Origin of the sequence: Noviherbaspirillum cavernae (assembly GCF_003590875.1) — a bacterium.
Classification (GTDB): domain Bacteria; phylum Pseudomonadota; class Gammaproteobacteria; order Burkholderiales; family Burkholderiaceae_D; genus Noviherbaspirillum; species Noviherbaspirillum cavernae.
The window spans coordinates 2,256,360-2,281,715 of record NZ_QYUN01000002.1; the positions used below are offsets into that span (position 1 = coordinate 2,256,360).

At 58.3% G+C, this 25,356-nt stretch carries 28 protein-coding genes; 8 read left to right on the forward strand and 20 right to left on the reverse strand.

What is annotated here, in order from left to right:
- Window positions 1-80: 80 nt before the first annotated feature.
- Genes ilvC through D3870_RS10515 form a run of 3 tightly spaced genes read right to left on the reverse strand, consistent with a single transcriptional unit; the run spans window position 81 to window position 3,346 of the window.
- Entirely contained in the window at window positions 81-1,097 is a 1,017-nt protein-coding gene (gene ilvC, locus D3870_RS10505) for a ketol-acid reductoisomerase (protein ID WP_119738911.1), read from the reverse strand.
- A 33-nt stretch (window positions 1,098-1,130) separates the two neighbouring features.
- On the reverse strand, window positions 1,131-1,622 hold the full coding sequence (gene ilvN, locus D3870_RS10510; RefSeq protein ID WP_119738913.1) for an acetolactate synthase small subunit: 492 nt from the start codon (window positions 1,620-1,622) through the stop codon (window positions 1,131-1,133).
- A 2-nt stretch (window positions 1,623-1,624) separates the two neighbouring features.
- A complete protein-coding gene (locus D3870_RS10515; protein WP_119738915.1) occupies window positions 1,625-3,346 on the reverse strand; it encodes an acetolactate synthase 3 catalytic subunit in 1,722 nt (573 codons plus the stop codon).
- Window positions 3,347-3,844: 498 nt separating this feature from the next.
- On the opposite strand from D3870_RS10515, the gene D3870_RS10520 reads away from it, so the two are divergent.
- The 5 genes from D3870_RS10520 (at window position 3,845) to D3870_RS10540 (ending at window position 7,231) form a co-directional block, all read left to right on the forward strand.
- A complete protein-coding gene (locus D3870_RS10520; RefSeq protein ID WP_119738917.1) occupies window positions 3,845-4,414 on the forward strand; it encodes an RNA polymerase sigma factor in 570 nt (189 codons plus the stop codon).
- On the forward strand, window positions 4,411-4,815 hold the full coding sequence (locus tag D3870_RS10525; RefSeq protein ID WP_119738919.1) for a DUF3619 family protein: 405 nt from the start codon (window positions 4,411-4,413) through the stop codon (window positions 4,813-4,815). The genes D3870_RS10520 and D3870_RS10525 overlap by 4 nt, the downstream gene beginning before the upstream one ends.
- A gap of 2 nt (window positions 4,816-4,817) precedes the next feature.
- Window positions 4,818-5,495: a DUF3106 domain-containing protein gene (locus tag D3870_RS10530; protein WP_119738921.1), complete on the forward strand. Its 678-nt coding sequence runs from the start codon at window positions 4,818-4,820 to the stop codon at window positions 5,493-5,495.
- A gap of 17 nt (window positions 5,496-5,512) precedes the next feature.
- Complete coding sequence (locus D3870_RS10535; RefSeq protein WP_422879646.1) at window positions 5,513-6,028, forward strand: RDD family protein; 516 nt, start codon at window positions 5,513-5,515, stop codon at window positions 6,026-6,028.
- 243 nt (window positions 6,029-6,271) lie between these two features.
- Window positions 6,272-7,231, forward strand: a complete 960-nt coding sequence (locus D3870_RS10540; RefSeq protein WP_119738925.1) for an esterase/lipase family protein — start codon at window positions 6,272-6,274, stop codon at window positions 7,229-7,231.
- On the opposite strand, the gene corA is transcribed toward D3870_RS10540, so the two are convergent.
- Both corA and D3870_RS10550 read right to left on the reverse strand, forming a co-directional pair.
- Window positions 7,226-8,191, reverse strand: coding sequence for a magnesium/cobalt transporter CorA (gene corA / locus D3870_RS10545; protein WP_119738927.1), 966 nt, complete (start codon window positions 8,189-8,191; stop codon window positions 7,226-7,228). The genes D3870_RS10540 and corA overlap by 6 nt on opposite strands.
- Window positions 8,192-8,310: 119 nt before the next feature.
- Complete coding sequence (locus tag D3870_RS10550) at window positions 8,311-8,964, reverse strand: VOC family protein (RefSeq protein WP_158590424.1); 654 nt, start codon at window positions 8,962-8,964, stop codon at window positions 8,311-8,313.
- Window positions 8,965-9,156: 192 nt separating this feature from the next.
- Here D3870_RS10550 and D3870_RS10555 point away from each other — a divergent pair, with 192 nt between their 5' ends.
- The 3 genes from D3870_RS10555 to D3870_RS10565 all read left to right on the forward strand — a co-directional run bounded on the left by D3870_RS10555 (window position 9,157) and on the right by D3870_RS10565 (window position 11,321).
- On the forward strand, window positions 9,157-9,627 hold the full coding sequence (locus D3870_RS10555; RefSeq protein ID WP_119741936.1) for a fasciclin domain-containing protein: 471 nt from the start codon (window positions 9,157-9,159) through the stop codon (window positions 9,625-9,627).
- 325 nt (window positions 9,628-9,952) lie between these two features.
- Window positions 9,953-10,681: a TetR/AcrR family transcriptional regulator gene (locus D3870_RS10560; protein WP_119741938.1), complete on the forward strand. Its 729-nt coding sequence runs from the start codon at window positions 9,953-9,955 to the stop codon at window positions 10,679-10,681.
- A gap of 46 nt (window positions 10,682-10,727) precedes the next feature.
- On the forward strand, window positions 10,728-11,321 hold the full coding sequence (locus tag D3870_RS10565) for an LOG family protein (protein WP_119741940.1): 594 nt from the start codon (window positions 10,728-10,730) through the stop codon (window positions 11,319-11,321).
- Between the two features lie 46 nt (window positions 11,322-11,367).
- Here D3870_RS10565 and D3870_RS10570 read toward each other — a convergent pair whose 3' ends face one another.
- From D3870_RS10570 to D3870_RS10640, 15 genes are all read right to left on the reverse strand, one after another.
- Complete coding sequence (locus D3870_RS10570; protein WP_119738931.1) at window positions 11,368-12,561, reverse strand: tetratricopeptide repeat protein; 1,194 nt, start codon at window positions 12,559-12,561, stop codon at window positions 11,368-11,370.
- Entirely contained in the window at window positions 12,558-13,457 is a 900-nt protein-coding gene (locus tag D3870_RS10575; RefSeq protein ID WP_119738933.1) for an ExeA family protein, read from the reverse strand. The genes D3870_RS10570 and D3870_RS10575 overlap by 4 nt, the downstream gene beginning before the upstream one ends.
- 3 nt (window positions 13,458-13,460) lie before the next feature.
- Complete coding sequence (gene mshL, locus D3870_RS10580; RefSeq protein WP_119738935.1) at window positions 13,461-15,191, reverse strand: pilus (MSHA type) biogenesis protein MshL; 1,731 nt, start codon at window positions 15,189-15,191, stop codon at window positions 13,461-13,463.
- Window positions 15,192-15,220: 29 nt separating this feature from the next.
- Window positions 15,221-15,607: an MSHA biogenesis protein MshK gene (locus tag D3870_RS10585; RefSeq protein WP_242489931.1), complete on the reverse strand. Its 387-nt coding sequence runs from the start codon at window positions 15,605-15,607 to the stop codon at window positions 15,221-15,223.
- Window positions 15,604-16,323: a type II secretion system protein GspM gene (gene gspM / locus D3870_RS10590; RefSeq protein WP_119738937.1), complete on the reverse strand. Its 720-nt coding sequence runs from the start codon at window positions 16,321-16,323 to the stop codon at window positions 15,604-15,606. The genes D3870_RS10585 and gspM overlap by 4 nt, the downstream gene beginning before the upstream one ends.
- Window positions 16,320-17,093, reverse strand: coding sequence for a PilN domain-containing protein (locus D3870_RS10595; protein WP_119738939.1), 774 nt, complete (start codon window positions 17,091-17,093; stop codon window positions 16,320-16,322). The genes gspM and D3870_RS10595 overlap by 4 nt, the downstream gene beginning before the upstream one ends.
- Window positions 17,090-18,001 carry a type IV pilus biogenesis protein PilM gene (locus D3870_RS10600; RefSeq protein WP_242489932.1) on the reverse strand — a complete coding sequence of 304 codons (912 nt, stop codon included), beginning with the start codon at window positions 17,999-18,001 and terminating at the stop codon, window positions 17,090-17,092. Before D3870_RS10600 ends, D3870_RS10595 begins: the two co-directional genes overlap by 4 nt.
- Window positions 18,002-18,197: 196 nt before the next feature.
- Entirely contained in the window at window positions 18,198-19,526 is a 1,329-nt protein-coding gene (locus tag D3870_RS10605; protein WP_242489933.1) for a DUF6701 domain-containing protein, read from the reverse strand.
- A gap of 286 nt (window positions 19,527-19,812) precedes the next feature.
- Window positions 19,813-20,277: an agglutinin biogenesis protein MshP gene (locus tag D3870_RS10610; RefSeq protein ID WP_199710614.1), complete on the reverse strand. Its 465-nt coding sequence runs from the start codon at window positions 20,275-20,277 to the stop codon at window positions 19,813-19,815.
- Between the two features lie 13 nt (window positions 20,278-20,290).
- On the reverse strand, window positions 20,291-21,184 hold the full coding sequence (locus D3870_RS10615; protein WP_158590425.1) for a prepilin-type N-terminal cleavage/methylation domain-containing protein: 894 nt from the start codon (window positions 21,182-21,184) through the stop codon (window positions 20,291-20,293).
- A 1-nt stretch (window position 21,185) separates the two neighbouring features.
- Entirely contained in the window at window positions 21,186-21,770 is a 585-nt protein-coding gene (locus tag D3870_RS10620) for a prepilin-type N-terminal cleavage/methylation domain-containing protein (protein ID WP_119738946.1), read from the reverse strand.
- Window positions 21,757-22,332, reverse strand: coding sequence for a pilus assembly FimT family protein (locus tag D3870_RS10625; RefSeq protein ID WP_158590426.1), 576 nt, complete (start codon window positions 22,330-22,332; stop codon window positions 21,757-21,759). Before D3870_RS10625 ends, D3870_RS10620 begins: the two co-directional genes overlap by 14 nt.
- 159 nt (window positions 22,333-22,491) lie before the next feature.
- A complete protein-coding gene (locus tag D3870_RS23055; RefSeq protein WP_119738949.1) occupies window positions 22,492-23,004 on the reverse strand; it encodes a type II secretion system protein in 513 nt (170 codons plus the stop codon).
- A gap of 333 nt (window positions 23,005-23,337) precedes the next feature.
- Window positions 23,338-23,868 (reverse strand): type II secretion system protein, encoded by a 531-nt coding sequence (locus tag D3870_RS23060; RefSeq protein WP_119738951.1) that lies wholly within the window; start codon window positions 23,866-23,868, stop codon window positions 23,338-23,340.
- 252 nt (window positions 23,869-24,120) lie between these two features.
- Window positions 24,121-25,356 (reverse strand): type II secretion system F family protein, encoded by a 1,236-nt coding sequence (locus tag D3870_RS10640; protein ID WP_119738953.1) that lies wholly within the window; start codon window positions 25,354-25,356, stop codon window positions 24,121-24,123.

Genomic DNA, 25,356 nt, shown 5'->3' on the forward strand with positions numbered 1-25,356 from the left:
GGCGTCACTTTACGTGCGCCCCATTCATTTTACGCATTTCAAGAAATCTGACTAACTGCCCGAGTCAGATTCAATGCTGCTTAGTTCTTGGACTGATCGACCAGTTTGTTCTTCTTGATCCAAGGCATCATCGCGCGCAGTTTCTCACCTACTTGCTCGATTTCATGCTCCGCAGTGAGACGGCGACGGGAAATCAAGGTAGGAGCACCTGCCTTGTTTTCCAGAATGAAGCTCTTTGCATACTCGCCCGTCTGAATATCCTTCAGGCATTGACGCATTGCGTTCTTGGTGTCTTCGGTCACGACGCGCGGACCTGTCACATACTCGCCATACTCGGCGTTGTTCGAGATCGAGTAATTCATGTTGGCGATGCCGCCTTCATAGATTAGATCAACGATCAGCTTCAGCTCGTGCAAGCATTCGAAATACGCCATTTCCGGTGCATAGCCGGCCTCCACCAGAGTTTCGAAACCGGCCTTGATCAGTTCGACCGTGCCGCCGCACAGTACCGCCTGTTCGCCGAACAAGTCGGTTTCCGTCTCTTCACGGAAGTTGGTTTCGATGATGCCGGCGCGTCCGCCGCCGTTGGCCATTGCATAGGACAAGGCGATATCACGTGCATTGCCCGAGCGGTCCTGATAAACAGCGATCAGATGGGGCACGCCGCCGCCTTGCGTATAAGTACCGCGTACAGTGTGGCCCGGTGCCTTCGGCGCGATCATGATCACGTCAAGATCGGCGCGCGGCACAACCTGGCCATAGTGCACGTTGAAGCCGTGGGCAAACGCCAGCACGGCACCTTGCTTGGCATATGGAGCGACGTTTTCGCTATAGACCTGAGCGATGTTTTCATCCGGCAGCAGAATCATGATGACGTCAGCTGCTTTCACCGCTTCGTTGACTTCAGCCACGTTCAAGCCGGCATTCTTCGCTTTTTCCCAGGATGCGCCACCCTTGCGCAAGGCAACGGTCACCTTGCAACCGGAATCGTTCAGGTTTTGCGCATGCGCATGACCTTGCGAGCCGTAACCGATGATGGTCACATTCTTGCCCTTGATGAGAGACAGGTCGCAGTCTTTATCGTAGAAAACTTTCATTGATCTTCCTAAATGGTGTGTTGTATGGACTGATTAAACTTTGAGAATGCGTTCGCCACGCCCGATGCCGGAACCGCCGGTACGCACGGTTTCGAGAATCGCGGTGCGATCGATCGATTCGATGAATGCATCGAGCTTGCTTTTGTTACCGGTCAATTCGATCGTGTACGTCTTCTCGGTGACATCAATGATGCGGCCACGGAAAATGTCCGCGGTACGTTTCATTTCTTCGCGCTCCTTGCCCACGGCCCGCACCTTGATGAGCATCAGCTCGCGTTCGATATGCGCGCCCTCGGTGAGGTCAACGACTTTCACCACTTCGATCAAACGGTTCAGATGCTTGGTGATCTGTTCGATCACATCGTCCGAACCGCTGGTAACGATCGTCATGCGTGACAAGGTTGCATCTTCGGTCGGGGCCACTGTCAGCGTTTCAATATTGTACCCACGCGCCGAAAACAGACCGACAACACGCGACAACGCACCTGCTTCATTCTCAAGCAAAACAGAAATGATATGTCGCATGATTACAGATCCTCCGAACCCAGCAGCATTTCGGTCAAGCCTTTACCGGCTTTCACCATCGGCCAGACATTCTCGGTTTGATCCGTAATGAAATTCATGAACACCAGCCGGTCCTTCATGCCGAACGCTTCTTTCAAGGCACCTTCGACATCGCCCGGTTTTTCGATCTTCATGCCGACATGGCCGTACGACTCTGCCAGTTTGTTAAAGTCCGGCAGCGAATCCATGTACGACTCCGAATAGCGTGAACCGTAATCGATCTGCTGCCACTGGCGCACCATGCCGAGGAAACGGTTGTTCAAGAGAATGATCTTGGGTGTCAGGTGATACTGCTTGCAAGTGGCAAGTTCCTGAATGCACATCTGGATCGATGCCTCGCCGGTAATGCAGGCAACAGTCGCGTCCGGATTAGCCATTTGCACACCCATCGCATATGGCAATCCAACACCCATCGTGCCCAGTCCGCCAGAGTTGATCCAGCGGCGCGGCTTGTCGAAACCGTAGTACTGCGCCGCCCACATTTGGTGCTGGCCGACATCGGACGTAATGAATGCATCGCCCTTCGTCACTTCCCACAGTTTTTGAATCACGGCTTGCGGCTTGATCACTTCGTTCGATGTGGCGAACTTCAGGCATTCGCGCCCACGCCATTCGTTGATCTGCCTCCACCACGCAGCAAGCGCTTGTGAATTCGGCTTTGACGTTGCCTCAACGGCATCGAGCTGCGTCAACATTTCCTGCAACACATCCTTCACGTTGCCCACAATGGGGATATCGACCTTGACGCGCTTGGAAATCGATGACGGGTCGATATCGACGTGAATGATCTTGCGTGGATGCGTCGCAAAGTGCTTGGGATTGCCGATCACACGATCGTCAAAACGCGCACCGATTGCAATCAGCACGTCGCAGTGCTGCATCGCCATGTTGGCTTCATAGGTACCGTGCATGCCCGGCATGCCGACGAACTTTTCGCTGGACGCCTTGTAAGCCCCAAGACCCATCAAGGTGTTCGTGCAAGGAGCGCCGAGCTTCTCAACCAGCTTGTTCAGCTCCGGCGAAGCATTGGCAAGAATGACGCCACCACCGGTATAAATCATCGGACGCTCGGCGCTCAACAGCAATTGCACTGCCTTGCGAATCTGGCCTGAATGCCCCTTGTCAACCGGTTTGTACGAACGCATTTCGAGCTCCTTCGGATACTCGAATGTGTGCTTGTGCATCGTGATGTCTTTGGGGATATCGATCAGCACCGGTCCCGGGCGACCGGTAGTGGCGATGTAAAACGCCTTTTTCATCGCCGCGGCCAGATCCTTGATGTCCTTGACGAGAAAATTGTGTTTGACGCATGGGCGCGTAATGCCCACGGTATCGCACTCCTGAAAGGCATCCTGGCCAATTGCATGAGACGGCACCTGCCCGGAAATGATCACCATCGGGATCGAATCCATGTATGCCGTGGCCAGGCCGGTAACCGCATTGGTCACGCCGGGGCCGGACGTGACGATGGCAACGCCGACTTTCTGCGAGCTGCGCGAATATGCGTCCGCCGCATGTATCGCCGCCTGCTCATGGCGCACGAGGATATGCTGGAACTTATTCTGATTGAAGATTGCGTCGTAGATGTAGAGCACTGCGCCGCCGGGATAGCCGAATACGTGTTCCACGCCTTCTTCGGCCAGACAGCGCACGACTATTTCCGCGCCTGTTAGTTCTTGACTCATTGCCAAATTCCTTTCAAGGTCCATTGGAGATTGATCGGATGCTCTTTCCTTGCGAAACCGCGCGGAACAACAGTGACAAGGCTTTCCTTTTTTGTGCGGTCACGCCAGTTCGTTGCGCATCCGTAGATGCGATTCAAAATGACGCTCAACGCGACTCGTTCAGCCGAGGTACCTGAGGTGCCAATACGAATTTCTCGCGCTTCTGGCGCGGGTTAGAGCAAACAGCTTTCAAATGTTAAAGCGCGTCTCGTCAAGCGCGGCATTTTGGGTCGCGCGCGAAAGACAGTTCTTCGAGATTGCGAAGGGACTGATACGTTAATGCGTCGCACCATTTTGGTCAAGTCAAATCGGACCAAAGTCGTTTGAAATCAAGTATTTTGGGGAGAAATTCCGCACAATCAAAGGCTTTTTTGCTAGCATGCGCACAGTTTGAAAAAGCACGCGGAATGCACGCCTTCCTCCCGATCCCGACAGCCTAGGAACAATCCGCCGTATCGCATGGCAACCGACAAAGAACTATCCGACTTCCTGGAAAACGTAGAGCGTCGCGCCTTCAAGCAGGCGGTTTATGCGGTCCGAAAAGATGAGTCGGCACTCGACATCGTGCAGGACGCGATGGTCAAGCTGGCGGAAAAATATGGCGACAAGCCGGCAGCCGAACTTCCACTGCTGTTTCAGCGCATTCTCCAGAACGTCATCCACGATTACTTTCGCCGCGAGAAGGTGCGCAGCACGTGGATCAGTCTGTTCTCAGGCCTTGGCGCGGAGGATGACAGCAATGACAACTTTGATATTTTGGACACGTATGAGGCCGAGGAAGGCACTCAGGCGGCTGAATCGAGTGCCGACAAGGTCGAACGCGCCCAGGTGCTGGCTGTCATAGATCAAGAAATACAAAAACTCCCCACCCGTCAACGGGAAGCCTTTCTTATGCGTTATTGGCAAGATATGGACGTGGCGGAAACAGCTGCGGCAATGGGATGCTCGGAGGGGAGCGTAAAGACGCACTGCTCTCGCGCAACGCATACACTGGCTCAGGCGTTGCGAGCCAAAGGAATTAGCTTATGACCCCCAAGGAACTGAACTTCGCCTACAAAGTGCGCAATGCACTCAACGAGAATCTCGACAACCTGCCAGCGCCCACTGCCGAAAAACTCGCTTCTGCGCGAAAAATGGCCTTATCCCGCAAGAAGAACGATTCGCCGTTGCGCGCCCTGTTCACAAGACGGGCATTGGCAACGGAGTCGGGAGGCTTTTTCACGGAATCCATGTCATGGCTGCCGCGCATGGGTCTGCTGATCCTCCTGGTTGTGTTGGCAACCGGTTTGGTAAGCATTTATCAATATGAGCAGGAACAGCGCATCAGCGACACGGCAGAAATCGATGCCGGCGTCTTATCCGATGAATTGCCATTGTCAGCCTATGTGGATCATGGTTTCAATGCATTCCTCGCCACGCGAGGGGATTGAGAATGGCGCATAACGTGTTTCCTGCCGTATCTCGTCGTCTGCGCGCGGCATGCGCGTTGGGCGCCTTGTCGACTGTTGCGGCCTTGGCGTTTGCCGCTCCGGACAATTTGCCGGCCGCAACCGGCGAAGGCGGACCAGCGAAATCCATCGTGGCACCGGAAATCAATCCCGCCCCCATTCACGCAACGGCGAAGCAGCAACGCGCAAGCAAACCATTTTGGACCGATTTGACACCCGTGCAACAACAAGCGCTCATGCCTTTGGCGGGCGAATGGGACAAACTGGAACCGGCACGCAAGACCAAGTGGCTTGCGATCGGCAATAAATTCGCCTCGATGACGCCTGATGAGCAGCAACGGGTACAGGAACGCATGCGCGAATGGCTCAAACTCACGCCGGAGCAGCGCCGGATTGCGCGGGAGAGCTATTCACGTGCCAAGAAACTGAATCCCGATCAGAAATCGGCGGAGTGGGAGCAATATCAGCAGCTGTCGGACGAGCAGAAAAAAAAGCTCGCCGCAGATGCAGCAAGCAAGAAGCGCGTTACCACCCTGCCGCCACCATCTCAAGCCAAGGCCAAGACGGTCCCGCCGATCAAATCCACGCCCAAGCCGGTGCTTGAACGATCCGTCAATCCGCAAGCAGCCCGCCAGGCTGCACTGCAACCCGACACAAAATAAGTAAAGAAGCAGCTACATTGAACATCACTGCAATACCTTCATTGAAGCGCCGATTGGCGAGCATGGTATACGAAGCCATGTTGCTATTCGGTGTGTTATTCATCTCCGGATGGCTGTTTTCAACGCTTTTGCAGCAGCGTCATGCACTTTACCTGCGTGATGCATTGCAGGATTGGCTGTTCCTGGTGATTGGCTTGTATTTCGTCTGGTTCTGGACGCATAGCGGCCAGACCCTCGCGATGAAGACATGGCGCATCCGTCTGGAAACCAGGGATGGCAGTGCGGTCGGAACGAAGCGGGCCATCGGACGTTACTTGCTATCCTGGCTATGGGTTCTGCCGGGACTGGCGCTGGCTTGGGCGTTGGGTCTCAAGGGCTGGCTGCTGATACTGATTCCCTCGGTCAATATTTTGTTGTGGGCTCTTGCCGCCTATCTCGATCCGCAACGCCAGTTTCTGCATGACCGCATTGCCGGTACCCGCATCGTCAGCGTGCCCGAATCGTCGACGAAACCGGGTGCCAAACCTTCGTAAGCCGGAATTACTGTTGGTTCGGCCATTGACAGGGGTAGGGTTTAACAGCTCGTCGTAAAAAAGTCGGTGCCGACGGCTGCGCGGACCTCGCAGCGAACGTATCTCCTTTTCTCCAAAGCACCGCGGCTATGCTGTGCCGTCAATTATCGACTTGATGGGGAATTGACGGGATGGCGTTGACGAACAGCCGCATGCGATGTTGGCATTGAATTATCCGCATCCACATGACCATGAGGAAGATGCATGATTGCTCTTCTTGCAAAGATTTTGCTTGCGCTGCAATTTGCCGTCGCCTGCGGCATTGGGTTTGCGCTCATGCGGACTGGCCGGATTGATCATGCTTTCGTTGCAGTTCTGCTTGGTGGCGCGATCGTGCTGCTCTTGCGTCTATTGATAACGGCCAACAATTTTTTCCTTTCATGGCGCTTTCGTAGCGAGATGCCGGCGGCGTATCGACTCGATTGGCGACAACGATGCATATTGTTTTTCGGAGAGTTTGCGGCCACGATGACAACCTCGTCCTGGCTAATGCCTTTTCGTGCCTTTTCGAGCCGCGCTGCATCGCATCCCGTCACATTGCCGTTACTGCTCGTCCATGGATACGGATGCAACAGCGGATACTGGCATCCATTGAGCAAGCTTCTATTGCGCGTGGGAATCAGTCATCGCGCCATCGACATGGAACCGGTAACGGGCGGAATCGATGACTATGTGTCTGCGATACATCAGGCGGTGGAAATCTTGCGGCGCGAATCCGGTTGTAGCAAGGTCATCATCATCGCGCACAGCATGGGAGGCCTGGCGGCACGCGCATATTTGCGCCGTCATGGCGCACACCACATTGCCAGGATCATCACACTCGGCACGCCGCATCGAGGAACGGGCGTGGCGCAATTCGGTGTCGGTTTGAATTGCAAGCAAATGCACTGGACAAGCGGCGAAGACGAAGGGGTCTGCAGCGAATGGTTGTGCGAGTTGGCAGCGAGCGAAACTGCGGCAAGCAATGCGTTGTTCGTCTCCATCTACTCCCATCACGACAACATCATTGCACCCCAGACATCATCGTATTTACCCGGCGCGATCAATATTGCGCTTGGCGGCATCGGGCATGTTGCGCTCGGCCTCCATCCCCGGGTTCAGACGTTGATTGTCGAAGAGGTTCGCAAGGCCTCGCGCGTACAGCCCGCCGTGAGTGTTCTATAGCCAGCCCGACTTCTTGAAGCGGTAATACAGATAGCCGCAGACGACTGCCACAATACCGACCGACACCGGGTAGCCGTACTTCCATTTCAGTTCGGGCATGTTTTCGAAGTTCATGCCCCACGCGCCAAAGAATGCGGTCGCCACAGCAAAGATCGCGGCCCACGCCGCGAGCCGTTTGTTGACCTCACTCTCGTCGATGGTCACCATCGAGAGGTTTACCTGAATCGCCGTGGTTATCGTGTCGCGGATGGCGTCAATCGATGTGTTGATACGGTACAGGTGATCATACACATCGCGGAAGTATTCCTGCATGTTTGCGCACACCCTCGGCACGCGTCCGCCATACAGCTTCGACACGGCTTCCATCAAGGGCGTTACCGCGTGCTTGAGTACCGTCACCTTGCGCTTGAGCTGATACAGCCTCTCGATGTTGGCACGCTCGGAACCCTTGCTGAAAATCTGTTCCTCGACCAGTTCCAGTTCCGTTTCGATCGCATCGAGGATGGGGAAATAGCGGTCGACCACGGCATCCATCAATGCATAAAAGACGAACGCCGATCCTTGCTTGAGCAGTTCCGGCTCATGCTCGCAGCGTGCGCGCACGCCGAGGAATCCCTGCTGGCTTCGATTACGTATCGACAGGATGTAGTTCTCTTGAACGAAGATATCGAGTTCACCGACAATTAATTCACCGTCGATCATTTCGACCGTGTGCACGACGGCAAACAGCGAGTCGCCGTATTCCTCGATCTTCGGCCGCTGATGCCCGTGCTGCGCATCCTCGACCGCCAGCTCGTGCAAATCGAATTCGTCCTGCATCTGAGCCAGCTCCGCCGGTTCTGCATCCTTCAAGGCCACCCAGACAAAGCAGTCCGGCCGGCGAACATAATCGCTGATCTGCCGGATAGGTACATCGCACAGTTTCTTGCCTTCTTGGTAAGCGACGCAATTGATAAGCATGGATCGGGACTCCGGAAAACAATCTCGGCAAGGTTACGCTGACAACAGCACGCGCTTGCATGGGTTCATCAGAAACTGGTGCGCACGTTATGGCCGTTCGCTCTACGCCGTATGAGACATCAGCACAGCACGCGCACGCCATCGGGCGTGTCGATATGCGCGACCAGCCGTGGACCGGCGCCTGCTTCCGAGGGGCATATCATCAGCCGTTGCTCGGGCTCCAGGCCGATTCGCTTCCATTGTTCGGCAAGGTACTGCGGCTGAGGATGATGGACCTCCAGCCTTGTCAAACGGCAGCCGGCGTCCGGCATGGCATGCGTTGGATGCTTCGAAGCCGGCCATTGGATCAGGCTCGGCATCGCGCCGTTTTCGACCAGCCCCCCATCGTCGGGGATCGTGATGTCCCATTTCAGGTCCCCGCGACGCATCTCGACGATCGGTCCAAGCACGGGTATCGCGGCGGAAGCGATGTCCTCGGTACGGGCGGCGAAGGTCGCAAGATAAGGCCCGGAAGCAAGCCGTTGTCTTTGCTCGTTGTCGTCCATGCCGAACCACCTCGGATGCGCGATCGGAGCAGCATTGGGGTTGATCGCGATGACTTCGAGATAAATGCCTTGCCCGAGGTTGAGCAAGTAATTATGGGTGCCGGTGCGGACGTGCTCACCGCCCTTCAGCATGTGCGTACCCAGCAAGGCATTGCAATGGGCGACACCTTGTTCAAGGTCCGCGGCAACGACGACGAGGTGATCAAGAATGGAGTTGATTGAAGACACGATTGACCTTTCTTTCCGGCGTGAGTCATCCGACGAATCGGCGCGACGATATTGCGAATCCGTAATTTTGAACCTTTTTAGCCATCTGACAACTCATAGCAATAACGGGGTCTCGCCACTCTTGCGCGAGAGGACAAATTCATGTTGGCACAAATTTCCGGTTTGCAGCAATCAATGACAAAGGAGTTTCTGATGAAACGAGGTTTCAAGGCAATTGCAACCGCACTTGTACTGCTGGCCAGCGGCGTGGTTTCCGCCGGCGCAGACCTGGTAGACGCTGCGGCGGCCAATGGCGGAGCGAAGACTTTTGCAGCGGCGGCAAAGGAATCCGGCTTCAGCGAGTGGCTCAAGCGCGATGGTCCCTACACAGTGTTCGCGCCGGATGATGCTGCATTCGACAAGCTGGCGCCAGCCACCAGGGATGCACTGATGAAGGACAAGGCGAAGCTGGCACAAGTGCTCGCCTATCACGTCATTCCCGGGAAAATCATGGTCACCGACATCAAGCCCGGCCAGGTCCAGACGATCCAGGGCGGCACGGTCAAGATCAGTTCGGACAACGGCAAGGTGACGGTCAACGAGGCAAACGTGACGCAAAGCGATGTGGTGGCCGACAATGGTGTGATCCACGTGATCGATACCGTGGTGCTACCCAAGGATTGATCCGCCATTCACGGCTTCCCGGCTGATTCGAGGCGGCATGCGCGGTGTCCTGGACGCGAAGGCAATCATCCTCAAGCGCGCATGCCCGCTGCATCATCTCATGGCCGGTCCGCTGAAAATGCGGCTTTGCAGCTTCGCAAATGCGCTCCAAACATGGACGGTTGCTGCATCGATCAATGGGTAGTTCAGGCGACAGCATTCACGGTTTCGAGCGACTCTCTGGCCTGCGTTGCACGCGGCAGCGACTCTGCCACTCCATGTTTTCAAGGAACGATTTATCGGTGTTATCCTTGTGCGCAATGAAAGCAAGGAGGGGAAAAACCGCATGCAACAGAAAGCCCCACGCCGTACACGTGAACGCATTCTTGAATTGTCGCTGCGGATGTTCAACGAGTTTGGCGAACCGAACATCACGACGACAGTGATCGCCGAAGAGATGAACATCTCGCCGGGCAACCTGTATTACCACTTCCGCAACAAGGACGACATCGTCAACTCGCTGTTCGCCCAGTTCGAGACGGAAATCGGCCGCATGCTGGCAGTACCCGCCGACCGCCGGCCGAATATCGAGGACGTGTGGCTTTACCTGCATCTTTCCTTCGAGCTGGTGTGGCGTTATCGCTTCTTCTATCGCGATCTGAGCGACCTGCTGTCGCGCAACCGCAAGCTGGAACTGCACTTCAAGCAGATTTTCGCGCACAAGATCAAGGTCGCGCACCAGTTATGCGTCGGCATGCGCGGCGACAAGGCGCTGGAAGCGACCGACCTGGAAATCGATGCGCTTGCCACCAACATGGTGGTCGTGGCGACCTATTGGCTGTCGTATGAATACGTGCGCAACCCGCGCAAATATACCGAGCAGGAAGTCATGACCGAGGCATTGGGACGCGGCTGCTATCAGGTGCTGTCATTGATCGGCCCCTATCTTCGCGGCGAAACGCATCAGCGGCTCGAAAAACTGATCAAGGACTATGTAGAAAAATCAGACAAGGCGCCGCAACGCCTCCTGCCGGCAACGCAGTCCGCAAGCCGCGGCAGCAAGGCCGGCGCATGATCCGGCATTTTCGCCACCGCCCTGCAATCACCCGTCGATCAACATGATGAAATCCCTCTGCGTCTACTGCGGTTCCTCCATCGGTGGCGATGCCTTTTACGCCCAGGCCGCGCGTGAACTGGCCCGCGAAATGGTCAACGACAATATCGCGCTGGTCTATGGCGGCGGCAAAGTCGGCCTCATGGGGGTCATTGCGGATGAGATATTGCGACTGGGCGGCGAAGCCACAGGCGTGATCCCGAAAGCACTGATGGACAAGGAAGTCGGGCACGTCGGCCTGACCCGCCTGCATATCGTCAAGGACATGCATGAGCGCAAAGCCATGATGGCGGATCTGTCGGATGGATTCATTGCGATGCCGGGCGGCATCGGCACGCTGGAAGAACTCTTCGAGATATTTACCTGGTCACAGCTCGGCCTGCATGACAAGCCGATCGGCCTGCTCAATGCCAACGGCTTTTATGACGGCTTGATCGCATTTCTGAAGCATGTCGTGGATCAGGGATTTCTGAAGGAAAGCCAGGCTTCCTTGCTGATGCATGCGTCGCACCCGGATGCGTTGGTCCAATTGTTCAAATCATTTCACCCGCAGCGTCACGACAAGCTGCTTGATCCGGAATCCGCGCGAACGATTGTCTGAACCCGTTCTCGCAGAGGTTTGCTGAACGCCGCATTCCACATTGCGATCAACGCTGCAACTGCGTCAATTTGGATTCGACAAATGCGAGCAGCTCGGGCGACAGCGAATTGGATCCCTTGGCGCGGCTGAAGGCTTCTTCTGCTTCGCTCATGCGATGTTCCGCCTGCAGCGAAATTCCCAGCCCCATCCACCAGACACCGTTCTGCGGCGATTTTTGCAACGCCACCAGATAGTGCTCGACCGCTTCCTTGTGCCGCGTATCGCGTTGCAGCAACGCGGCCAGGTAGGCCTGATAGTCCGCGCGGTCGAGCGCATAACGCAGGCTGCGTTCCAGGGTATCGATAGCGGGCCGCAGTTCGCCTTTCTCCAATTGCAGGCGCGAGGCGATCATCGCCAACCCCGGCTGCGCAGGATCGATGTCCAGGCCTTCACGCGCCCTGCGGAAGGCGTCGTCCTGACGCCTGCTCTCCAACAGAATGCCGACCAGTACCTGACGAGCCGCCGCATGCTGCGCATCGAGTTGCAGCACCTGTTCCAGGCTGGCGACGGCATCGGATGTCTTGCCATGCTGGCGCAGTTGCAGCGCCTTGCGATATTCGTTGTCCGCGCGCTGCGCCGGCGATGATTCCTTGACCTGCTTGTTGAGCGCAACCGGCACGGAAGGTTCGGGCAGTTTCGCCATCCTTGGTGCCGGATGCGCCTGCTCGCGGATCGGCTCCTCTGCCGTTTCCCTTGCTTTTGCAACCGGCACCGATACTGCGGGCTTGATCGATTTCGCAGGCTTGTCCTGAACGGCAGCCTGCTTTGACGCAAGCGGTGGCTCGGATGGCGGCGTAAGGACTTGTGCTTGCACCATTTTCGCAACCGGCTTGACATCGGATGCCGGCAGCACATTGGGCGCAGTTGCCGTGTCGATTTTTTCCTGGCTGCTCGCAGTTGGAGCGACAGGAGCGACTGGTGCCACCGGCGTAGCGGATGGGGCGGGCACAGCGGCAGCCTTCACCGGCGTCGAGGGACGGTTTTCCGTGCGCGCGGTAGATGCCGCGGGCGCGGGACGCAACAGCAGCCACGCAACCACGCCGGCAAGGATGACCGCCACGGCGAGCACAATCCACCATGCGATGTGCGTGCGGCTGCCGCGTTTGCCAACAACCCGGACCTGGCTGCCATAGGTGCCCGTGCCGGGCACTTCGGAACGGCGCGCATCCAGGTCCTGCAGCATTTGATTGATGAGGCTCATCGGAAGTAGGTCCATCCCATGCTGGTGCCGGCGACCAGCAGCCCGAGCGCGCCGACCAGCGCCCAACGCCATGGCAATGCACGTTTCTGGGCTGCGCCGGTATCCTTTGCCGCCGCCGCCACATAACGCGCCGTGATCTCCTGCTTCCCTTCGCCATAGGCCAGCATCAGGGACTTGTGCGCAAGGATGTTGACCAGCCGCGGCACGCCGCCGCTGGCCTTGTAGAGTGCCTTGATCGCGCCGCGATTGAACAGCCTGCTGCCGGTGTATCCGGCGACGCTCAGGCGATGCGCGACATAAAACTCCATGTCGTCCTTGGTGAGCGGGCCGAGGTGATAGTGAAACGCGATGCGCTGGTTAAGCTGGCGAATCGATTCCTGTTGCAGCTTCCGGTCCAGCTCCGGCTGGCCGAACATGACGATCTGCAGCAGCTTGCGCTTGCCGGTTTCGAGATTGGTCAGAAGCCTCAGCGCCTCCAGCGTCTCCACCGGCATCGCCTGCGCCTCGTCCAGACACAGCAGAACACGCTTGCCTTCGCGCGCCAGCACCAGCAGACGATGGTTGATCGACTTCAGAAGCTGATGCTGATCGACGTCCTTGTCGAGCGCCAGCGACAGTTCGTCGGCCAGCGCCAGCATCAGCGTGCGCGGTTCGAGGAAGGGATTGGGGATGTAGGCGGTGACGAAGGTCTTGTCCAGCGACGCCATGAATTTTCGGCACAGCAGCGTCTTGCCGACGCCCACCTCACCCGCGATCTTGATGAAGCCTTCGCCGTTCTTGGCCGCGATCAGGAGCGTGTTCAAGGCCTCCTGATAATTGGAGCAGGCCAGAAAAAAACTGGTGTCCGGCGTAATGCCGAATGGCAGTTCACGCAAGCCGAAATGGGTCTTGTACATAACTCACTGTCCTAACATACCGCGCGGGTCCAGGCTCTGGATGCGCTCCTGACTGTCGAGAATATCCTGCGACCAGTTGCCGGTACTTTGAATCACGGTTGGCTTGAGAAGAATGACTAACTCGCGCTTTTGAGTCGCCTGGCTCGTATTCCTGAAGAGGCCGCCCACGCCGGGCAGGTTGCCCGCGCCGGGGATCTGCGAACGATCCGACACCGTAGCCTGCCGCATCAAGCCGCCGATGGCGACGATCTGTCCGTCCTGGCCGCGCACCACGCTGTCGGTTTCGGAGGTGTTGCTCGACGGCATAGGGAGGTTGATCGCGCCGCCGAGACTGCCGAGGTCGATGGATTTGTTCACCGTGCTCACCTGGCTCACGGATGGGTGCACGTGCAGAATGATGTTGTTGCGCTCGTCGATCTGCGGCGTGACGTCCAGCACCACGCCGGAGAAGAACGGCTGGAGCGTGACGCTTGGCGTCGTTGTCGTTGCCGTGCCGGTCGTCGTGGTGGAACTCACGCCGGTCACGAAGAATTCGTCGGTACCGACCTTGAGCACCGCCTTTTGATTGTTCAATGTCGCGATGCGCGGACTGGAGAGGACATGTACGGTCCCCTGCGTTTCCAGGAACGAGATCAGCGCGGCAAAGTTGCTTGTCTGAAGCGCCAGACCAAACATCGAGCCGCTAGCCCCCAATGCCGCCAGCGAGGCGCCCGGCAGGCCGGCGATCGCGGCATCGCCGCCGCTTCCCATCACGCTGCCCGCACCGGACGGCGTCAGCGGCCGCAGCGCCGTTCCGGGCGACACGAACCCGCCCGACGCACGTCCGTTGCTGCTGTTCCTGAATCCCGCCCAGTTAATGCCGGTCTGAAAACTGTCGTTCAGCTGCACTTCCAGAATCTTCGCTTCCAGCACGACCTGCCGGTCAACGGAGAGCTGGGTCGCCTTGAGATAGGCGGCGACATTGCGCAGCTCATCAGGCATCGCGCGCACGACCACCACACCCGACTGGGGGCTGATCACGATGCTGCGCCCTTCCTTGCCGGCGCCGACGATGGCGTTCAGCGCGACTCTCAGCTCGCTCCAGAAATCGCTTGTCGTGGCCGTGGTGACCTTCGAGCCTTCCAGCGCACGCGCAGTGGTACCGGGCTGGTTCTGATTGTTGTTGTTGTTATTGTTGTTGTTATTGTTGTTCCCGCCACCGCCATTGCCGCCACCGCTGTTTCCGCCGGACTGCAACTCATTGAAGGAACCCTGGATCACACGCGTATCCGATGTGCCCTTGCGGTTGCCAGTCAGGTAATTGACCTGAAAAACCTTCGTCTGGATCGTCAGCGGCTTGATGACGATGCGCGAGCCGTCCACCTTGTAATCGTAGCCATACAGTTCGCGAATGGCGTCGAGTGCCTCGAACAGCGTCACGTCCTTGAGGTTCGCCGAAATCGTGCCGGTCACTTCCGGATGCACCAGCATGTTGTAGCGCGTACCGGAAACGAGCGCCATGAAGAATTGCGCCGCCGGGACGTTGTTGAAAGTGACGCTGAAACGCTCCTCCACCGGCTGCCGCGCCTTGGGCATGTCGATTTGCAAAGGCGGGAGCAAAGCTGCGGCGACCGCATCCGGCTGCGCCGGCTTGGCAGCGGCCTGGCTCGCCTTGCGCATTTCCGCATTGATCAAGTCATAGGTCTCGGTCCTGGGCGTCGGTGCTGCACACCCGACCAGACTGACGATGACCATGACCAATATTGTTTTTTGCACTGTGTCCCTTACTTTTCTTGCCCCCGCAACGCGGGCTTGTTGCTGACGCGGCTCGATGCCGGCAGCTTTTCAATGCTTGGGAAAAGCTTCAATGTCTGTACTTCGCTGCCGTTTCGCAAAACAACTTCCGCATCGGTGATCTTGATGACGCGCGCATCGCCGAATTGTTCGCCCAGCCTGACCGTGCGTCCGCTGATGATGGCTTCGGCGCGCCCCGGTCCGATCAGCACGGATTGCAATACCGGCCCGGCATCGACAGCGCCGTACGCGCTGTCCAGTGCCCCCGGCGGACGCGTCGGATCGGCCATGATTTCGGCAAGCGCCACCGACGCCGGCAAACAACAGCACAGCAGCAGCGCGCCATGGCGCAAGCCGGTCACAATCAATTGACTCAAATGTTTAGCCATTTCTTGTCGAGACTCAGCGTAAAGAGCGTCAATGTCAGCGTCGTCTTCGGATACTCGTAGACGTTCAGCGTTGCCTTCGCCCAGAACAGATGCCAGGGCATGGCTTCCAGCTGCGCCAGATAATTCATGATGTCGAAATATCCACCCTGCACCACGATCTCCACGTCGTGCTTGTAGACGGTATCGGCAGCCAGCTTGCCGCCGGATTGGCTGCTCCCTTTGTCCTTGATCGTCGCCAGCGCGCTCTCGATCAGCTTCGCCTCGACGCTCGCCTGTTCCGCCAGCGAGAACGCGGGTTGGGTCTTGAGCGAGACGAGGCGCAGGGCGCGATTTTGCTTCAGCAGGTCTTCCAGCAGCGCCGACATTTTATCAGGAGACACCAGCCCTTTTTGCATGTCCCGCAGTGCATCCTGCATCTGCGCCGTCTGCTGTTTCAACTGCTGCAACTGCGCCTTGTTCGCCTTGTTCGGATCGGCTTCGTGCACGGCCATTTTCTGCTGGATTTGCACCTGCATGCCGGCCATCGTCGTCTGGTCCTTCTTGATGCCCTGGGTCAGCTGCTTCTGCTTCGCGTACAGGGGATCGAGCAGCGCGGTATTGATGAGCGTGATCAGGATCAGCGCCGCCATCGCGAAAATGATGGCGCGTTCGCGCAGCGACAACGCGTCCACCTTCAACTGTATCCGTTGCCAATGCTGCTTCATTTGGTCGTTGCTCCTGCAGTGCCGGACTGTTCCTTGATCGCGTTGAACGCGCGGGCGAATTCGAGATAGGCGTTCGATGTCGCATTAGCATCGGTTTTTGCCGACTGCTCGGCCAGCTGCTGCTGTTCCTTCACTGCACCGGAGGAACGCAGATTGAATTCGATATAGGCCATCGATGTGCGTGGCTCCGCAGCCGATGCCGCTTTTGCATTCTGTGGCGGCTGCGGACTTTGCATCTCCAGCGCAGCAAAGGATTTGCCCTGCAACGCCGGTTCATTCTTCAGGCGCGTGATGTAAGCCGGCACAAGGTCCGGCTGCAGCGTGCGCCCCTGCAGCGAGATGTCGCTGCCCGCGCCGCGAATGGTAAAGCCGGTCAGCCACACGCCATTGACAATTTGACGGGAGAACGCGCGCATGTATTCCGAATAACCATCGGTGTTGCCGAATTCACGCCGGCCCAGCACAGCGAATACCTGCAGCAATGATCTTGCTTCCATCTCCGCATTCCGGATGTCTTCCTCGAGCGCCTTGCTCTTTTCCTTGGGCCCGTAATCGGCATTGACCTTGTTCAATCGCGTTTGCACCGCCGCCAGCTGTCCCGCCGTCGCCTCGGCCTCCTTGCCCAGTGCGTACAGCTGGTATTTCGCATAGCCGCCCAGGCTTGCCGATCCGAGCAGGATCAGACCCAGCGCCTGCGCCATGGTGACGGCGGAAAAATACTTCTTCTGCTTCAGGAAGATCGGATTGAACAGATTGATCTGCTGGCTCATAGCGCCTTCACCTCGTGGCGCATGGCCGCGCCGATCGTCATGAAATAACGCTGCTGCGACTGCGGCGATTTCAGTTCCGGCACTCTGGAAATATCGACAACGCTTTCCAGATTCAGTGTCTCGATCGGAATGTACAAACTGGCGGCCAGATGCGCCTGCACGTCTGCCGTCATGCTGCCCGACGGCGCAAGCACGAGCCTTGCCACCGTCACGAAGTGATACTGGCGGTCGAAATGGTCCAGCGAACGCTGCAGTTCCTGCACCATCCGCTCGTACGCCGCCGCTTTCTCATTCTCGTCCGGCGCGGTCAGCTGCGACAATGCCACGTCGATGCGGCGGGACAGATAGAGTTCGCCGTCGAAGGTAATGGTCAGCAGGCCGCTGTCCTCATGGAGCGACAACATCGCGAGGCCGCGCCCTTCCGGCTCCAGCAGCGCGGACACATTCCGCTGCGCCATTTCCGGGATATCGATCACCCGGATCGGCAATCGGGCATCGTCGAACAGCGCCTGCCGGCGCTCGATCAACTGGTTGCGGGCGGCGACCGCGTACATCGCATGCGCGCGCCCACGGGAATTCTTTTCGGCGGGCACGTCCAGCACATCGATGGTCGCATCGTCGATGTGATAGTCCAGCATGTCCTTCAGACGCCAGCGGATCGCGGTCTTCAGCTCGTCGGGCGGCACGTTCGGCGCATCGACCGACAGCATCTGATATTCGCCCAGCGACAGCAGATTGGTCCAGCGGTAGCGGTCGGCGCGCAAATCCTTGGCTATCCTGCCCAGCGCTTCCGCATCCGCTCCCGCCCCTCCCGAATAAAACCCGGCATGCGCGACAGCGTACTTCGCCTGCGACGAGCGCTCGACATGCGCGACGCAGACGCCGTCAGCCTGCAGGCTGATCGCCATCCATCCACCGAGGCTACTGTTTTTCGAGAAGAAACGCATGCGCAATCTGTCTATGAGGTTTTGCCGGGGAGAGGATTGCAATCGGCTGCTGCCAGACCTTCCTTACTCTGCCCCGAATCTGCACGTTATCACCGCACCCGCCATTTACATCCGCAAAGCAAACCCGATAAAACCGCGCATTTCATCGATACCGCTGTCAATAATGCAATTCCCGCCGATAAATCACCGGCCCCGACTTGTAAATCCCGAAGGTCGCGGTTCCTGCGCCCGGGAGGTAGGGAAGTTTCGTATCGTCGACCTTGATTGTCACGACGCCCTTTCCGGCAGGTGTCTGCGTCGGTTTGCTCAACGCGATGCGCCCCGTGCCTGCACTCAAGGTACCTGTAGCGGCAATGCTGGTCTCGATGCTTTCACCCGTCCTGTCCTCCTTGATGAAATTCCCCGGCACGAGCGGTGTGCAGCCGTCATTCACGTTGGTAATGTAGGCTTTCCCGTTCCAGTACTGGGCCTGAACATTGATCGGCAGCGGGAGCCGTTCGGAACCGTGGGCATTGGCGATCTTGAGGCGGCCATAGCGCAGCTTTGTTGTCCCGACTCTGGCCCGTTCGTTGGCCCCGTTCTTGTCGGCATCCATATCCAGGACGTCCAGCGCAACGCCGTCCGCATCGCGCGGCGCGATGCCAATCTCGAGCGTTTCGTACGCGCCATCCGCCTTGTCCGCGCGGTGCAGCATCACGTTGGCCGAGAAAGTCCCTTCGCCGTTGCTCCAGACCATGGATGGCACTTCCGGGGTCATCGACACCACTACGCGAGGGCCGGCGGTGCGGTTAACCGGAGCGACATTGCTGCCGCCATCGCAAACGAAGGTCGTTTCATGCGAAGGCGCGTTGCCGGAAAACTTCGCCGTGCAGGTATCCGAGCCGACAACATAGCCGGGTGCCACCATCCACAAACCCATGCTGTCGGGATCCGCGGAATTGATCCAGGCCGCAGTGTTGACAGCCGCGTCGCCAGAAATAGGCTTGGCGAACTGAACGAAAGAACCTGCATAGTTTTTGGTCGGGACGTTGTCCTGATTCCACGCCTTGAGCTTGAACGCGATGCGGAACGGCTCTCCCATATACCCAAACGTGGACCCGGCACAGGCTGGCAGGTCGCTGCGCTGCGTGATCGATGTGTCGCTCAACGTAAAGTGATGCGGTCGCGCCCTCAATGTCGAACTGGTGCCATCCGCCGGCGACGCTTCGTCGCTCAAGCTGACGGAGAAATTGCCGACGTCCGGCGCCATGAGGCAGAACTTTGCGACGCCGTTGGCGAACGTCAAGTCCGGAATGGGTGTCGACGACGACGAAGCAACAACGCAGCTGCCCAATGGGGCCGAACACGTGCCAGCATTCGGCGCACATATCGTCGGCGCTTTCGCCCCATCCGGATGCGCTCCGACCGGGGTATGCCATCCCTTGAGTGTTTGCACGCCGGTGTACGTAGTAACGGTAACCGTGCCGTTCTTGCGGGTTGCTGTCATCAGATGCGGCCGGCCGGCTGCCAGCGGACCACTCAAGGATTCATCGGTAGAAACCGCGATCTCGAAACTCTCCGCATGAGCGCTCGCCGCCGCGTACACGGAACAAAGCAAGCACATCACAAGAACGCATCGGCGTCGAAACTGGCGCATCATCGTCTCGTCCAGAAATCACAGAACGCAGGGTTGGCAGGGTACTGCCCACGCAGGCGCATCGTGCTCATTACAGCGTGGGCATTGCCTGCCCACCCTACCGTTTCCCGACTCACATGCACAAGAATCCCCTTCCTCATCGCTGGAATGAAACCTGCACCACCCGCTCCACATAATCCGCACCACCACCCTGCCCCTTCACGCAAGGGCCGCCGACGGGCTGATTGCAAGCGATAGCCGTGAGTTGCCGCACCACGATCGCAGGATCCGCCCCCGCGTATGTCGTGTCCTGACACACGACCGTGACGGTGAAGCTGCTCAGGGTCGATGCTGATGGCGAAAACGATGCCGAGGACGCAGGACAAGCGCCTGCGGGAACATCAATCAGCCAGCGATGCAAGCCCCACTCGATCCCGGCACGCGCTGCCTGATACGCCCGCGCACCCTGCACATCCAAGGCAACGCCCGTGTGCTGCGTGGCAGACAGGTTGAGCATCGCCGCACCGAGTCCTGCCAGCACCACAAGCAGAAAGATCGCGCTCACCATGCCGAATCCCTGCTGCAGCAGGCGGCGCGGACGGAGGGATGCGTTCAGCCTCATGATTCAATCGCTCTCATGGTGTGTTATCCACATGCACCTGCTGGAACAAGCTTACCGATGTGCCATTGCCGTTTTTCGATTGCAAAGTCAGGCCCAATCCGACGAGACCGCTGCGCTGGCTGACCATGCTGCCGGCCGCGTTATCGTAGGAAAACTCGCAGGCCGTGACGCCACTAGCGAGCAATGCCTTCGACGCGCCACTGAGCGGGGACGCGGCGATGTTGTCCGGTTGCGATGCCTGGATCGTGTACCCGGAAATGCGGGTCAGCGTCCCTGCGGCCGGATTGCAGACATAGGTCACAGGCGACGGCGCAATGACATGAAAATGATTGCCCGGTGAAGTGAACTTCGGTTCCGCCTGGCTGGCAAACGGATTGCTCTTCAAGGTAATGGTGACGCCCGCGATGGAATCGAATTCGGCCCTGTTGCAGGAGCCGGCACAGTCGTAGGCGTTTGCCGGATTCAATAAGGGCCCGAGGTTATAGACGACGACGTAATCGCCGGTGGCGATTGCCTGTGCTTCGATTGGTACCGGGCCGACCAGGTCGAAGCTCGTCTTCGCGGCGTCGGTGAAGCTCAGGATATTGCCGGTCGTGGCATTGTCGTCGTCTGCGAGATAGCGTCCGCCCGTTTTCGTCGGCAGGAACTCCAGATACACGACTTGATTCCCATCCGTCGTTCTGCGGATGCTGTTCGGCAGCGCCAGCCGCACATCGCGCGCAATCCGGCGCAACGCGGTATCGGCGGTGTCCGTCAATTCTGCACGCGCTGCGGTATCCACGTAGGCCAGTACCGGCATGCGTATGAACATCGCAACCATGCCCGCGACGATACCGGCGATGGCAATGGCGACGACCATCTCCACCAGCGTGAAGCCTTTCGCGGGAGAGATATCACGTATCGGCATGCTATGGCGCATATCTTGTTCGGTAGCCTTCCAGCACGATGCTGCCGCCGTCATAAGTTACGGTCACGGCGATACGCAGTACCGCAGCGGCAACTGCAATCTGCGCCCCGGCCGGACCAAAACCAGCCTGCTGCGTGACGGTCACGGACGCTGCATAGCCTTCCGGCACAACGACGTTCGTCGCATTGGCGAGATCAAGCTGTCCGCCTGTCAGCTGAAAGCCGCTGTAGTCATTCACGTTATCGAATGGTGCAACGTCGCTGCCGCGCCCCTCCTTTTGAGACTGCTTTGAATAGGCATCTTCAGGCCCCATTGCCTCCAATTTGGCGCAGCTACCGTCGCTGGGGTCAAAACCATCGGGATCGCAGTTCGTGAACGGCATCATCTCGATCTCTTCCAGCAAGGCCTCGGCAATCGCCAACGCCTGCTTTTGAATCAGCGGATCGGCACTGTGCCGCGCATTCAGGTTCATCACCATCAGCACACCGCCCAGCGCGATGCCGACGATGACGATGAACAGCACCAGTTCGATCAGCGACAGGCCGCGTTGTCGGGCGCGAAGCGCTTGCCGGTTATTGGTGAACATAGCCCGTCTCCGGCTCGACCACGAGTTGCCGCGTATCGCCTTCCTTGCTCAAGGTGATCACAAGCGCATTGACGAATGTTGAGGTCGGCGTGGGTGGCGGATCGGTGAGATGAAACGGCTTGCCCAGCGCATTGAAGTAAAAACCTGCGCCGGCGATGGATTTGTTGAAGGCGATACCGGACGGAATGGCTTCGCACAGTGCGGTGTCGTTATCGCTGCAGTTGTCCTGCGTTCTGGCGCTGTCGCTGTTCTTTCCGGCTGGCGTGACGACATATGCTGTGCATGCTGCGTCGAAACAGGCGGCAAATCTGGCACCGTCCAGGCTCACGAACACATTCCTGTTTTGTGCAATCGCGGTTTTTTGCGCATGGCGCAGGACTGATTGCGCCTGCGCGTGAAAGCGTTCGACGTCGAATGCGTTGTTATTGAAAAAGCGCGGCACGGCGACCAGCGCGAGAATCGAGACGATGACAAGAGTGCCGGCCAACTCGACGAGCGTGAAACCGCTGCGGCCATTCCTGCATGGCGGTGACGCGTGGGTTGTGACGTCGCGAAGTGGCATTCGAGTAATTCGGGCACTGAAGAAACTCATTGCGTGTCGTACGGGACAGGCGATGTATGTGGAACGGCGATCATCAAAAAAACGGGCCAGGGTGGAGTGCACCTTGGCCCGTTTTTCCAGAGGCTGGCCGATACGACCAAGCTCTGCTGCACAAAATGCTTACTGGCAGTTGGTCGTGGTCACGCCAGTCGCATCAATCGCCGGTGCAGCGCCCGGGCCGGTGGACTGAGTAAAGATAACTGCACAGGCCGGGTGGCTCGCGTCAGGAGCAACCGTAAGAACCGTCGTCGAAGCTTGCAGATCGAAATCTGCCAGACCGCCGGCGGCAATCGCGATGCCGGAACCTGTCGTAGCCGTGCCAGCCTCAGTGACGCCGTCACCGCCGACATCAGGATAACCGTGCATGTAAGGAACATCCGCACCTTCCATCGTGATGCTTGTACCAGAGGTATTCCCCGGCGAACCCGTCACCAGCCATTGCGCGTGGAAGAGCGACGAACCTGTTTGCAGAGCAGCTTGCGCGGCCTTCATCTTCGCCATGCGGGCGTCGGTCGACATATCCGAGAAACGCGGCAATGCCGTCGCAGCCAGAATGCCCAGGATCACAATCACCACAACCAGTTCGATCAAGGTGAAACCGGATTGCTGGCCTCTCAGTTGTTTGTTGCTCATTTTTTAGTACCCCTTAGATTGACAAAAAAAACAGCGATTCCGGATTTCAGAACCACATGCCGATAAGGACAACCCGTCCCAGTATTGCGCCCTCAGTCACCATATCGGCCCCCCCTACAACTTTCTTTAGGGGATTTTAGAGAACTTGTCATTGGTGCTTATCGGGAATAGCGAGGCTTTTTCAGTGCTGTTAGCGCTTATGAGATTGCCGCATGCGAAGGCAAGGATTGCATGGAGCAAAAAAGACAAGCGGCACGCCGGGAACAATTCCATCGGTCGTGCCGCATTGACGATCAGCCTCGCGCAAGGTCGCCCGTGCGCAAGCAGCAGAATCTATTGACAGTCAGTGGTCGTCAGCCCTGTCGCGCTGATCACCGGCGCGGCCGTTGCGGTCGCCTGCAAGTAGGTCACCTGACAGTTGGGATGGGTAGCATCCGGAGTGACGACAAGTGTGTTGACTGCACTCGCGGCGACCGTGTAGTCGCTCAATCCACCGGCCGCGAGCAGGATGCCGGAGTCGACAGCAGTCGTCAGAGCATCAGCATTACCATCCGCGCCGACATCCGGGTAGCCATTGATATAGGCGATCCTCACACCCTCCATGGAAACGACGCTGTCTGTGCTGCTCGAATTGCCGGAGGTGTCGGCTGGCGATCCATTGGCCAGCCATTGCGCGTGAAAGAGCGAGGCTCCGGTTTGCAACGCTGCTTGCGCCGCCTTCATCTTGGCGATCCGTGCTTCGGTGGACATGCCGACAAAGCGCGGCATGGCAGTTGCGGCCAGGATACCGAGAACCACGATAACGGCGATCAGTTCGATCAAGGTAAAGCCGGTCTGCGCGCGGCCTGCTGGGGAGAGTCGCATTGATGTGTGCTCCTGAAATTGATTGAAAGGCGGTCAGGTCTGCGCACAGAAGCATGCGCAGAAAAAAACCAGTCGAGGCATTACGCTATCGACAAACCTATCGGCACGCCTGCGGCATTTCTGAAGAGTTCTCGGGGAAAATATTTGCGCGTGAGCCGGACGACAAGACAGCAAGCGCGCAACAGGCACTCCTTCCCTTTCGAGGGGAAAGGTGCTGCAGGGAATTCGGACGGCATGCCGTCCGCCTGCGCATCACCCTCCCTTGTGCAGCGCCGCCCTGCCCAGATCCCACACCGGCAGGAACACGCCGAGCGCCAGTATCAGCACCAGCACGGCGAGGAAGACGATGAGGATCGGCTCGATCCGTGCCGACAGGGTTCTCAGTTCGTAATCCACTTCGCGCTCGTACATTTCCGCGATTTCATCCATCAGCGTGTCGAGTTCGCCGGTTTCCTCGCCGACGGCGACCATTTGCAGCACGATGGGCGTGAAGACGCCGGCTGTCACGGCGGTGCGCAGAATACTTTCGCCGCGCTCGACGCCATCGCGCATCTGCTCGATGCGGCTCGAAATGTACGCATTGTCGGTCGTCATCGCGACTACGGTGAGGCCTTGCACGATGGGCACACCGCTCTTGCTGGACAGCGCGAAGCTGCGAGCGAAACGCGCCAGCGTCGCTTTCAGGACGATCCTGCCGGCAATCGGAATCCCGAGCTTGGCCTTGTCCCAGAGATATCTGCCTTTCGTCGTGCCTGTGTACATGCGGAAGCCGATGACGGCACTGGCGGCGACGGCCAGGATGACCGGCCAGTACTGCGTCGTGAAGTTGGACGTGCCGATCAGGATGCGCGTCATCAGCGGCAGTTCGGCCTTGAAGCTGGTGAATACCTTGGTGAATTGCGGAATCACCAGCATGTTGATCACGGCAATCGCAATGACCATCGTCGCCAGCACGAAGCCCGGATAGCGCAATGCGGTGCGCACCCGCTGGCGCATCTCGCGCTCGAATTCGAGATAGTTGAACAGGCGCAGGAACACCTCCTCCAGCCGTCCCGTCATTTCGCCGACGCGCACCATGCTGATGTAGAAGCTGGAGAACACGTCGGAATGGCGGCGCATCGCCGCCGACAGCTCGCGCCCCGCATCGAGCGCGTCGCGCAGTTCCTTCAGCACGCGCGCGAATGTCTTGTTGTCCGTCGACTCCTGCAAGCCGGCCAGTCCGCGCATGATCGGCACGCCGGCCTTGAGCAGGGTGTACATCTGCCGGCTGAACAGCTGTACATCGATCGGCAGCACGCGCCGCTCCGTCAGCCGGGTCCACCAGTTGTCGGCCGCGTCGACGGAACGCTTCGAGGTGACGACGATTTCGAGCGGGGTCATGCCGGTCTTGAACAGTTGATCGGCGACCGCGCCGCTGTCGGCCCCTTCGATGACGCCTTTCAGCAGTTCGCCGCGGGCGTTGCGGGCTTTGTAGGAAAAGACTGGCAC